We start from the raw sequence: 11,207 nt of genomic DNA on the forward strand, positions 1-11,207 counted from the left end.
AAAGATTCCGCGCGCAGGGCGTTTTCAGCGAAGCCGTTCTTTTCGTCCCACGACAGCACAAACGGGGTGGAGATGGAGCAAGATAGCGACAAACTCGTCCTGGCGAAGGCGATAGTCAGCGCTGACATGAACACTTCCCAGCAGCCCCCTCCCAGAAACGTCCGTTGGCATGGCTTGGACGTGAATAAGGCAGCCCGTAGTGCGATCAAGCATCAACGCCCCGCCATTGTTTGGTTCACCGGTTTATCCGGGTCGGGCAAGTCAACAATCGCCAATGCGCTCGACAGATCGTTGCATGCACGTGGCAAGCACACCTATGTGCTAGACGGCGACAATGTGCGTCACGGCCTCAATCGCGATCTTGGTTTTTCCGATGCAGATCGCGTGGAGAATATTCGCCGCGTCGCCGAGATGGCGAAGCTGATGGCCGACGCAGGATTGATCGTGATCGTATCCTTCATTTCGCCCTTCCGAGAAGAGCGGCGTATGGCGCGTGAGATGATGGACGAAGGCGAGTTCATCGAAGTTTTCGTCGACACGCCATTGGAGGAATGCGCGCGGCGCGATCCAAAGGGGCTTTATGAGAAAGCGTTCGCCGGAAAGATCGCGAATTTCACCGGCATCACATCTCCCTACGAGATGCCCCAAAGTCCTGAATTGCATCTCGAAACGGTCGGTTACCAACCGGCCCAGCTGGCGCTTAAAGTGGAAGAGTTCCTCGAGAGGCGAATGGCGGAGAAATGATCACGATTGCCTATATGGCCGCGGCCTTGAAAGCTGCATTCTGGCTATAAAAACGCGGCCGGTAGATCAGAGTCCTTCTTGCAGTCATTGCCTAGAACCGGTGGAAGAGGTCGCATGCCCGCGTCAGCACGCGACCAGTCGGATACGGAAAGCAGCATGATCTTGGGGCATTTGCTGCCGACTTAGGAAGATGGAAGTTCGACATAAAGGTTGCGCAAACGCTGCAGCACAGGAATACCGGTCAGCGCCCACAAAGAAGTGGCAGAATGACATCATTGGAAAACAGCCGTTTGACTGAACCGCCGAAAAACCTGGGTTTTTCGACGGCGCCCGATGGAGGAAATCCTCCGCCCTCCATCGGGCGGCCAGAGCTGCATGATTGGCTGCCGATACATGCAAATCGCACGCGCCCAGTTGGTTGTGGTGCTGGCCCATGAGCGACATCAGCGAAGCCCAGCCGCTCCTCCTCAGGCGGCCCTTCCCAGAGGGGCCATGTGCGACGGTCGTGGGTCGATAGCCACGCGCTCTATCGTTCGACCACTACCGAACGTCCTTCATTCCCCCCCAGAGTTGCCAGGTTCAAGGCGATCCCTTCGGGATCTGTTCTCGTCCCCAACAGCATGTAAGGACCCGCGGTCGATCGCTTAAGGCAGTATTTCGCCACCTCGCGCAAACGCCCCCTGCAGGTCATTGATCAGATTGACGCACCTTTGTCGCTTAAACGGTCTGCGCAACATTCGTCAGGTTGGGCTGAATTGCTCCCTACCGCATCACTGGGCCAAGTTAGCGTACGAACCGGATCTCGATCAGCGACCATCGAATGAAAATTCCCGAAACAAGCCAAGCCGCAATCATGCACTCAAAGCTGCAATTTGAGTTGCAGAAAGTCCAGCGTAACCGCGAAGACCACGGCAATGCAGACGGCGATAACGCCATAGGAGAACCACCGTTTGGAGCGGTCGTAGACGCGTTTCTTGATTGAATCGTGCTCGATCAAGATTAATAGCGCCTTCACCTGACACGCGATACCTGCGGAAAACAAGACGATCGTCGGCAGGTTAACCATCTCCCACAGCAGCGGATTCGCCGCCCACTGCGAGAGGAAACCGAGCGAGAATGACAGAACGATACCAATGACCGTTAATGTGCCGTTGCGGAATACCACCTCAATGAGTTGTTCGTCCTTACCCTCCCCCTTCACTAGGATTTCTCCGCCCACGACAGGGTTGTTAGGGATGATAAAGGCTCGTCGATATCGGCGTGTCCGGTAAGGTTACGCGTTCGAGAGCGTGATCTTTGCAAACAGCGTGCGTTATGGCGAGCTATGCAATCAACTGCGCCTCCGGCTTGGTGTAGCGCGCTGATACCGTCTGGGTAACGAAAAATAATCAACATTTAAATGCATATCCTTCCGCAACCGTGGTCCACCTAACCGCAAAGCCTCACGGCTGAGAGATCGGCCGCATCGAGCGGTCGGTTTTCATCTGCGACTGGCTTCTGGCAAGCGTTGTGACGCAGATTGCATGCCGTCCTTAACAAAGGCAAAGGCCGTCATGCCCTTGCGTGCGCTGTGTTCCTGCAACAGCTTGGTGGAGCTGAGCGATCGGCTTGCCGAAATCATGGCTTATCACGCCTCCGGCCTTAACCTTGTCGTCAATGCCATCATGCTCTGGAACACTGCCCGCTTCGTTCGCGACCAGGGCATCGCAATACCTTTTCAGGACTGAAGTCTGCAAATTCTGGTGTTCCGTGCTCTTATCAGCATGACGCCAAATTAGCCGCTGCACTTCCCTTGTGTTTGCGCTATTTTACTGGTCCGCTTTTTAGTCGCGAAGACATGCGTCTACTAGCTCGGCGGGCAGCCCAAGGTTTCGGCATTGCGCTAGTGCGGACAAGTTTCAGTGCGGTGAACTTTGCCTATCGCACTACTCCGCAAATGCAAGATACCGGCCGTCACGATAAACCAATGAACCACCGTTACCGATGCAAATGCCGACGACGCGGCCAAGCACAATTACATGGCTGTGCCGTTCTATGGCCTCCTCAACCTCGCAGTCTATGGCCGCCGCCGCGTCATGAAGGACCGGCGCACCGCTAATGAGTTGAGTCCACTCGGCACCGCGGTAACGTTCCGCGCCCCTCAGGCCGCCTCGACCTGCGAACTGGTTTGCGAGCATCTCGTGGGTGTGACCCAAGATGTTAACGCAAAAATGGCCGGCGCGCGCAACGGCAGGCCACGTCGAGGAGGAGCGATTGAGGGAAACGAGCATGCACGGTGGCTCAATCGAGAGGGCCGTTGCGGAAGTAACAGTTGCTCCGGTACGCTCTTCGCCCTCCCCTGCGGTGATGATGCTGACGCCACCGCTCATCCTGCGCAAAGCGCACTTCAGGCCGCCCGCGTCCACCGGCGGGTCTTCGCGATCACTGATCAGGACGTAAGGCTGGTTGGGCATCCCTATCACTCCTTCGTCTAGGAATAGATCCCTCTATCAAGCACAGGCCGTGTTCGCACTTAGGTCGGCTGCCCCATTGTCTTTGTCGAGCCGCCTCATCAGGGTGAACGAAACTGCGGGCAAATCGAGTTTATGCAGCACTCGTCGAGATTCTGGAAATCGCTTTTTTGGATAGTTACCATCGGGGCTATGGATACACCAAACCTTTTGCCGCGGTTGGCGTGATCGCAAGCAGTCCTTGAGGAGTAAGCGCAATTTTCCCCGCACGTTGACGCCGGCGATTTCGACGGACCGTCTTGGTGTCGGGAACGGCATCTGGTCAGGCAGTAGCAGTCCGTGTGAAGTTGAAGGGCAACAAATCGTCGATATCAGCATCGCCCGCGCGTTGAGGCAGTTCGGTAAGGACGTAGCGCAACCACGTTAACGGCTCGACGCCGCAGGCACGGCAGGTCAGCATAAGGCTGTAGATGACGGCGCTGGCCTTGGCTCCATCGGCGGTATCGCTGAACAGCCAACTCTTTCTGCCGGTCGCAATGCCCCGTTCATTCTGCCCATGTCGGCGATGAAGTTGAGGTTCATTATCGCTGGCATCCTTATTTTGGCCAGAGGGTTTCCATTCGCCGTGTTGAAGAACGAGCGACAGGCCGGTTTTTGAAGGTTCTGGGGCCGACAGGTGTCGTCATCGCGATCTCAGGGTGGATGATCGATCCCTTGGTTTGCCGCGGCATGACCATGGGAACGCCACGCGTCGATCTTGCGACGCTAATCGAATTGAACAGGCTGGTCTCTGGCGGCACCAAAGCGGCACCCTTCCGAAGTGGACGTAGAATCACTCAGGAGGACCATGATGAGATCCCGCAATACGCTGGTGCCGGCGTCGGGCCGGCAGCTCGACCTGATATTCAAAACCCGGATGCTCGACGGACTGAGCGACAAGGATCGCAAGAAGGCGATTTCAACGCTGGCTTGCCTGCTGATGCAGGCCGCAGGCCTCGTCGTCGAGGAGCTCAACGATGAGCAACACTGATTTGATTCCGACAGCGCTGCTCGCGCGCAAAGCCATCGTCTACGTACGGCAGTCCTCGCAATCGCAGGTCATGACAAATCTGGAAAGCCAGCGACGGCAGTATGATCTTGTTGACGTTGCGCGACAACACGGCTTCAGCGACATCGAGACCATCGACGACGACCTCGGGCGCTCTGCCAGCGGAACTGTCGCGCGCCCTGGTTTCGACCATCTTGTCGCCCTTTTATGCGCTGGCCAAGTTGGTGCTGTTTTATGCTTCGATGCTTCACGGCTTGCGCGCAACGGTCGGGACTGGCATCACCTGCTCGAACTATGCGGCCTGGTCGAAGCCCGCGTCATTGACCATGACGGCGTCTACAATCCGTGTCGACCCAACGATCGGCTGCTGCTGGGAATGAAGGGCAGTATCAGCGAGTTCGAACTGGGCGTGCTGAGAGCCCGGATGCTCGATGCCGCCAGATCGAAGGCGCGCCGTGGCGAACTGCGACTTTCCGTTCCGTTCGGGTACATTTGGCATCGAGAGGCGGGGCTCGGGCTTGATCCGGATTTGCGGTTGCAGGACGTGATCCGGTCCATCTTCGCACGCTTCCGTGAGCTTGGAAGCGCACGCCAGGTGCTATTGTCTATGACACGGGACAATATCCACTTCCCGCGGCCGTCGGACGAAGGTCGCATGACCAGCTTTGTCTGGACGCCAGTCCGTTACCGGAATGTCATCGGCATCCTGAAGAACCCTTTCTATGCCGGCGTCTACGTCTATGGAAAGAGCGAGAAGCGGACAGCCATCGTCGATGGGAGGGCGCGGCGCAGCTACGGGCACGGCAAGCCGGCCGGCACCTGGGAAGTGATGATCCGGGACCATCACGAAGGTTACATCAGTTGGGAAGAGTACGAGCGCAACCAACAGCAATTGGCACTCAACAATTATGGCCGTTCGGGCGGAACCAAATCGGGCCGCGGCGGCAAATCGTTGTTGTCGGGTCTCCTGACTTGCGGACGGTGTGGACGGCGACTGAGTGTTGCCTATACGGGAAATCCACAAAATCCTGTCTATCGCTGCTATAAACAGAACCTGATGATGGGCTTGCCCCGTTGCATGACGTTCGGCGGCTCGAAGGTCGATGCGGCGGTTGCGCGCGAGTTGTTGCGCGCGGTAGAACCACTAGCGATCGAGGCGACTTTTGAAGCAGAGCGGATGCACCGGGAGCGACAGGAAGAACAGCGCCACATTCACGATCTGGAACTACGGCAGGCCCGCTACGAGGCAAGCCTCGCCGAGCGCCGCTATGCGGCATGCGATCCAGACAACCGCCTGATTGCTGCACAGCTTGAGAAGAATTGGGAAACGGCGCTACGCCGCGTCCGTGATCTGGAAGTGCGCAAGCCTGCAGATAGTCCTTCAACCATCGAAGTTGACACAGGCACTTTCGCGAACCTCGCCGACAATCTGCAGGCGGCCTGGGAGTCGCCGGATGTCACCATGCGTGTGCGCCAGCAACTGCTGCGTACATTGATCGCCGACATTGTTGTCGATGTTGACGATGAAGTCCGCGACGTGGTGCTGACAATCCACTGGAAAGGCGGTCAGCACTCGGAACTGAGAGTGCGCAAGCCTCAGAGCGGTGAACACGGTTGCGCCACAACGGAAGATGCTTTGGCAGTGATGCGCAGCATGGCAGGACGCTGGCCCGATGAACATATCGCCGCGTCGCTCAATCGAATGGGTATGCCCACGGGTCAAGGAAAAACCTGGACCGCACACCGTGTCGCTTCCGTAAGGCGGGTCCGTGCCATTCACGCGTACAAATCAGCCGATAAAGAGGGCGAATGGCTTACCATGACAGAGGCGGCGGCGACTTTGGGACGAACCACAGAATACGCCACCTTATCAAGACGAACGTGTTGTCTGCCGAGCAAGTGGTTCCCGGCGCGCCGTATCAAATCCGCGCCAGCGACCTTACTTCTGCGACGGTTCAGGCCGCGATAGCCCGAAAGGGTCGCCCGTGTCGCACCACTGACACGGAGACGCTTCCAATGTTTACAGACACTTAGAGAGGGAGTGCACAATGACTCAGGTCCGCCAAAAACTCTGATGTCGCGCTCCAGGATGTTGTTGTCGATCGGCATTCTGCCGTCTTCGGTGTAGCGCGTCAGATAATCCCACTGGTTCAGGGTGTAGGAGACAGCATCGCCGAGCTTGCTGTCCGGCAAGACCTTTGGGGCGATTTCGTCGAGCCATGTCTTGAGAGCGGTCAGGATGGGAACGCTGTGTTGCTGGCGAAAGCGGCGAATGCTGTCGGCCCGCGTCTCGCCGTCCTCCGGCTTTTTGTCCCGCGCCTGTCTTTCAACCCGGTAGAGCTGTTCGAAGAACCGGAGAGCCTGCTCGGGTGGCCCGCCGGATTTGTTTCTCGTCTTGAGAGCATTGACAAAACGTCGTCTTGAATGGGCCATACATCCAAGGTGGTTCGCGCCCTCCAGCGTGCGCCAGGCGGAATAGCCGTCGCTCATCAAGATGCCGCGGTAATCGCCGAGGAAGGTCTGCGGGTGTATCTGGCCGCGGCCCGGCTGATAATCGAGCAGCACGATCGGCTCGTCACTGTCCTCGCCACTCCGATAGGCCCACATATACGATGTATCGGTGGCCTCTCTATTCTTTTCCTTCAGGACCTGAACCGTCGTCTCGTCGCCATGGATGAGAGGTTGCGATCTGAGCCGCAGTTTCAAGGCGTCATAGATGCGGGAGAGATGTTTTTCGCTCGAGCCGATCACCCAGTGACCCAGAGCGCCACGGCTGACAGGAACCCCGGCGCGCTCGAATGTCTGCGCCAGACGGTAGAGCGGTGTGCCATCGACATATTTGTGAACGAGCGCGAAGGCCAGCGTCGAGGCCGTGGCGATGCTGCCCGGCAAGGGTTGTGCGGGCATCGGCGCGATAATGATTGGCGTGTTGATCCCGGTGCGGTCGCAATGGCGGCAAGCGTATTTGAACCGCACATTCTGCAGGACCTTCGCCTGCACCTCGATATGAAGCTGCTCGGTAACGCTCTCTCCCATGCGATGCATCTGACCATTACAGCAGGGACAAGCCTTCTGATCGTCGGGAAGGTCGTACTCGACGCGCTCGCGCGGGAGGTTTTCCGGCAGCGCTCTGCGGCCGCGCTTCTTTCCCGTCTCGGTTTTGACGGGTGGTAATCCAGTGTTCGGCAGGTCGACGACGTCGCCATCTTCGCCGCCGGCGACATCCTCATCGGCAACCTGTTCGGCTTCATTGAAGAGGCGATCAACGTGTTTTTCGCTACGCGGCGCAAATCGATGCAGCCGCGCCAGCGCCAGCTCTTCCTCGAGTTTGACGACCCGCTGCGAGAGCGCTTCCTTCTCGGCTTTCAGCGCGGCGATTTCGGCAGCATGTGCCGCCAACTGCGCCTTCAACTCTGCAACATCAGGTTCGCCGGTTCGATTCATCGGATTCTTGAATCTGAACCGTACCGCCGCGTCAACCGCGCAATTCAAGAGCCCTCAGCCAGCGACCTGGTATTGCCGCACCGGATGGCGCACCATCGCATCGATATCGATGCCGTCGAGAATCCAGTGCAATTGCTCCGTCGTCAGCCGCATCACCGTTTCCTGACGCCGGGGCTAGCGGAACTTGTCCTCGGCCAGCCGCTTCAGCACCAGCACAAAACCCGACCGATCGAAGAACAACAGTTTCATCCGGTCGCGACGGCGATTGCAGAATGCAAAAACCGCCGGCGCAAACGGATCGAGTGCCATCGTCTCCTGAACCAAGACCGCAAGACTGTTGATGCCGGCCCGAAAGTCGATCGGCTCGCGATGCAGGTAGACCTGAAGGTCAGCGCCCAGCTTGAACATGACCCAACGCTCCGATTATCGCCGCCAACGCATTCGCATCACCGCATTCCAGCGTCAGCCTCACGCCGTTCGGCAGTGACGCGCTCACCTTCGCTGGAGAGGCCAGCGACCCGATCCTCTCTGCCTTCGGCGGCAGCTCTTCACCATCCGTGACAGGCATCTCCAACGCGAACTTGCTGCTCGCCGCGGTGATCTGAACCGGAAGAAAAGCCGATGTCGAAGACGGCGGGAATGGAGGGGCCTGGGTGTGCTTCCTTATCCATTTCCAAACGAGGTTCGCGTTGACCCCGTGTTCGAGCGCAAGTTTCGATACTGATGCGCCAGGTTCAAGGCAAGCCGCAATAAGACGGTCTTTCGATGCCGGATCGAACCGGCGTCGCCCATTCCGACCAACGTGCCGCACGACAAGTTTTTGACCTTCTTCCATCATTTGGTGTCCACCTCCTTTAGGTGGACACCTCATGCCAAAGCTCACTCAATCACAGAAGGTGCGGGGAAATTCGCGCTTACCTTGAGGACGTCATCACCCACGATACAAATAGGTCTTCGTCGTCCCGACCTGCGCGGGCGATGGATGGATACTCGTTCAGGGGACAGCGCTCGCGAGACAGCTGCTATCCTTCTAGGTGTGCTTCAGTCGCCTCATGATACTCATTGTGGTTACACGACCGATTATTCACGCCACCCTTAGTACGCTCCGACACCTCAAGCGGATCCGTTACAACGTTGAGGCACTCCGCGAGAGTTTCAGATGGAATGGCCTTCCTTGCTGCGGCGGTGCGCGCCTATCTGACATTGGAGCGCAGTTTACGCAGTGACGGGCCAATCTATGCATCCCCACTCGTGCCCAGGGACTTGATCAGCTTTACGAGTCGGCCGCGCACATTATTGTCGTCCACGCGGGAAAATGCTCTAATGAGTTCGATCCCTTCCTCGCTTGCAGCGAATTCGATCACTTCGGGCGGGATATCGGCGTGATTGGCGGCTGATTGCCCGTCCGACCAGATTTCGTCAATCGTGCCTTCAAAGAAGTAGGAAGGCTGCACTTTAAGAGCCTTCGAAATCTGCTGGAGTCGGCTCGCGCCGACGCGGTTCATGCCCTTTTCATATTTTTGTACCTGTTGAAACGTCACACCGATAGCATCGCCAAGAGTCGCTTGCGTCATGTTCTGCCATTGACGCCTCTCGCGAATTCGCCGGCCGACATGGGCATCCACAGAGTTTGGCCTACCCCTATTTTTTTTAGAGTTTACACTCAGCACAATCGTCTCCTTATTCCGGCACCTTGTGGCTCTCGGAAGCAATGATATGAGTTCTACATTCCTGACATAGTTCAACTGAAAGTCAGCAACTCAATTGAGGCATCTGGGATCCGCAACCCTACCCTGAGCACATTCGGGTCATGCCTTCACTGAGGACGGGTTAGCGGGTGAGCGTCGATGTGTTTCCCTGAGTAACGCGAAGATCACTCCAGGGTCAAGCAGTATCCTTGCCTTCGTCCGGTCTCGCTCATACAGATTAAACGAAGAGAAGGCATCCGGGCGATCTCGGGACCCGACAGATCGATGAACACGGGCGTGATAAAGACCCCGGCACCCTTGATCTGATCCTCTTCAATCTCGGCCAGGTTCTGCGGAACGTTATAGCCGCTTGAAAGGGTCTCAATGCAGATGGTGCGATCAACCTTGATGTCGGCGATCGGTATCACATGGGTCGGACCAAGGATGTTCCCACAGACTTCATAGGACCGTAGCAACAGGGGCGAGGCAGCCCATAAACTCAAGCGCGTCGTCTTCTTCCACGAGTGGTTTGAAATCCGCGATTCAGTCGTTCGAGAGCCAAGCATTCCGTGCTTCTGGCCTCAATCTCATTGTCAGCGCTATCGTGCACTGGAACAGCGTTTAGTCAGCCGCGCCGTCGCTCGGCAAGAAGGCGGGAATATTCCTGACATCTTGCTGAGTTGTTCCGACCCCTCAGATGGGATCCAGAGCGCCGGTTATTATCGATTAGATGGGATATTCGGCTTTGCGCCTCATCGTTGACCATGGTGGATTGCGGTGCTGCGCTTCTGGCTGATGGTAAAACGAGGTCATGTCTTTCAACAGCCTCAAACATCAAAGGGAGAAGCGCAACATGAAACACTATTGTGCACTGGATGTGTCGGTGAAAGAGACCGCGGTTTGCATTGTTGATGAAACAGGCAAGATTTGCCGGGAGACGAAGGTTGCCACTCACCCTGATGATTTGATCTTGGTGATGAAGGACCCGAAGTGGCAGATTGAGCGGATCGGTCTTGAAGCCGGACCACTGTCGCAATGGCTTTATGAAGGACTTGCGAAGGCAGGATTGCCCGTGATCTGCATCGAGACCAGGCATGCCAAGGCATTTTTGAAAGCTCAACCGAACAAGACGGACCGCAACGACGCGCGTGGCATAGCCCAGATGATGCGCGTCAATCTCTATCGGCCTGTGCATGTGAAGACACTGACGAGCCAGAAGCACCGGGCATTGCTGACCGCGCGCAAACTCTTGCAGGAAAAAGCCATCGCCATCGAGAATGACATTCGCGGATTGTTGCGAAACTTCGGCCTGAAAGTCGGATTGGTCGGCAAGGTCAAATTCGAGGAGCGGATCAAAGAGCTCGTCGAAGACAGACCTGAGCTTCGCGAAATCATGCAGCCTTTGTTGACTGCACGCAAACTGCTGCGTGAAGAGTTCACCAGGCTGCACAAGAAGGTTTTGGATTTGGTCCGTGAAGATGAAGTCTGCCGCCGGTTGACGACGATCCCCGGCGTCGGCCCCGTTGTCGCACTCACCTATACGGCAACCATCGATATTCCTGCGCGGTTTGCACATTCAAAAGCGGTCGGTTCTGTGCTCGGCCTGACGCCGAGACTGAACGAGTCTGGTGAAAGCAAACGGGTCGGGCGAGTATCCTGTTGTGGTGACGCGATGATGCGATCCCTGCTTTACGAAGCAGCGCAAGTCCTGCTGGCAAATGTTAAGAAATGGTCGTGGCTAAGAGCCTGGGCGATGAATATCGCCAAACGCCGCGGCAGGCAAAAGGCGGTTGTCGCCTTGGCCCGACGGCTTGCGGTGATCATGCATCGCAT

General features: G+C 57.0%; 9 protein-coding genes and 5 pseudogenes. 6 read left to right on the forward strand and 8 right to left on the reverse strand.

Annotation, left to right across the window (positions count from 1 at the left end):
- Positions 1-156: 156 nt before the first annotated feature.
- A pseudogene (gene nodQ, locus GHK62_RS13235) lies at positions 157-744 on the forward strand (bifunctional sulfate adenylyltransferase/adenylyl-sulfate kinase NodQ); the annotation flags it as partial.
- Between the two features lie 859 nt (positions 745-1,603).
- On the opposite strand, the gene GHK62_RS13240 reads toward nodQ, so the two are convergent.
- Entirely contained in the window at positions 1,604-1,945 is a 342-nt protein-coding gene (locus tag GHK62_RS13240) for a hypothetical protein (RefSeq protein WP_153439647.1), read from the reverse strand.
- 322 nt (positions 1,946-2,267) lie between these two features.
- Between GHK62_RS13240 and GHK62_RS13245 the strand changes: the two genes are divergently transcribed.
- Entirely contained in the window at positions 2,268-2,471 is a 204-nt protein-coding gene (locus GHK62_RS13245; RefSeq protein ID WP_202982042.1) for a Tn3 family transposase, read from the forward strand.
- A 198-nt stretch (positions 2,472-2,669) separates the two neighbouring features.
- Here the strand turns inward: GHK62_RS13245 and GHK62_RS13250 are convergent, their stop codons facing one another.
- Together GHK62_RS13250 and GHK62_RS13255 are read right to left on the reverse strand one after the other, a co-directional pair.
- Positions 2,670-3,197, reverse strand: a complete 528-nt coding sequence (locus GHK62_RS13250) for a flavin reductase family protein (RefSeq protein ID WP_153439648.1) — start codon at positions 3,195-3,197, stop codon at positions 2,670-2,672.
- Positions 3,198-3,516: 319 nt separating this feature from the next.
- Positions 3,517-3,738: pseudogene (locus tag GHK62_RS13255) on the reverse strand (transposase domain-containing protein); the annotation flags it as partial.
- A gap of 306 nt (positions 3,739-4,044) precedes the next feature.
- Between GHK62_RS13255 and GHK62_RS13260 the strand changes: the two are divergent.
- Entirely contained in the window at positions 4,045-4,224 is a 180-nt protein-coding gene (locus GHK62_RS13260; protein ID WP_057220201.1) for a hypothetical protein, read from the forward strand.
- Positions 4,211-6,276, forward strand: a pseudogene (locus GHK62_RS13265) (recombinase family protein). The gene GHK62_RS13260 and the pseudogene GHK62_RS13265 overlap by 14 nt, the downstream one beginning before the upstream one ends.
- 30 nt (positions 6,277-6,306) lie before the next feature.
- Here the strand turns inward: GHK62_RS13265 and tnpC are convergent.
- From tnpC to GHK62_RS13290, 5 genes and pseudogenes are all read right to left on the reverse strand, one after another.
- Positions 6,307-7,686: pseudogene (gene tnpC, locus GHK62_RS13270) on the reverse strand (IS66 family transposase); the annotation flags it as partial.
- Between the two features lie 174 nt (positions 7,687-7,860).
- On the reverse strand, positions 7,861-8,094 hold the full coding sequence (gene tnpB / locus GHK62_RS13275; RefSeq protein WP_153439649.1) for an IS66 family insertion sequence element accessory protein TnpB: 234 nt from the start codon (positions 8,092-8,094) through the stop codon (positions 7,861-7,863).
- Positions 8,075-8,524, reverse strand: coding sequence for an IS66-like element accessory protein TnpA (gene tnpA / locus GHK62_RS13280; protein WP_153439650.1), 450 nt, complete (start codon positions 8,522-8,524; stop codon positions 8,075-8,077). Before tnpA ends, tnpB begins: the two co-directional genes overlap by 20 nt.
- 397 nt (positions 8,525-8,921) lie before the next feature.
- A complete protein-coding gene (locus GHK62_RS13285; RefSeq protein ID WP_184108980.1) occupies positions 8,922-9,356 on the reverse strand; it encodes a helix-turn-helix domain-containing protein in 435 nt (144 codons plus the stop codon).
- Between the two features lie 203 nt (positions 9,357-9,559).
- Positions 9,560-9,877, reverse strand: a complete 318-nt coding sequence (locus GHK62_RS13290) for a hypothetical protein (RefSeq protein WP_234886880.1) — start codon at positions 9,875-9,877, stop codon at positions 9,560-9,562.
- Here GHK62_RS13290 and GHK62_RS35210 point away from each other — a divergent pair.
- Together GHK62_RS35210 and GHK62_RS13295 are read left to right on the forward strand one after the other, a co-directional pair.
- Positions 9,849-10,136: pseudogene (locus GHK62_RS35210) on the forward strand (Tn3 family transposase); the annotation flags it as partial. The gene GHK62_RS13290 and the pseudogene GHK62_RS35210 overlap by 29 nt on opposite strands.
- Before the next feature lie 91 nt (positions 10,137-10,227).
- The coding region (locus GHK62_RS13295; protein ID WP_153436563.1) for an IS110 family RNA-guided transposase at positions 10,228-11,207 on the forward strand (980 nt) is incomplete at its 3' end.

This window comes from Sinorhizobium terangae, assembly GCF_009601505.1.
Taxonomy (GTDB): Bacteria; Pseudomonadota; Alphaproteobacteria; order Rhizobiales; family Rhizobiaceae; genus Sinorhizobium; species Sinorhizobium terangae.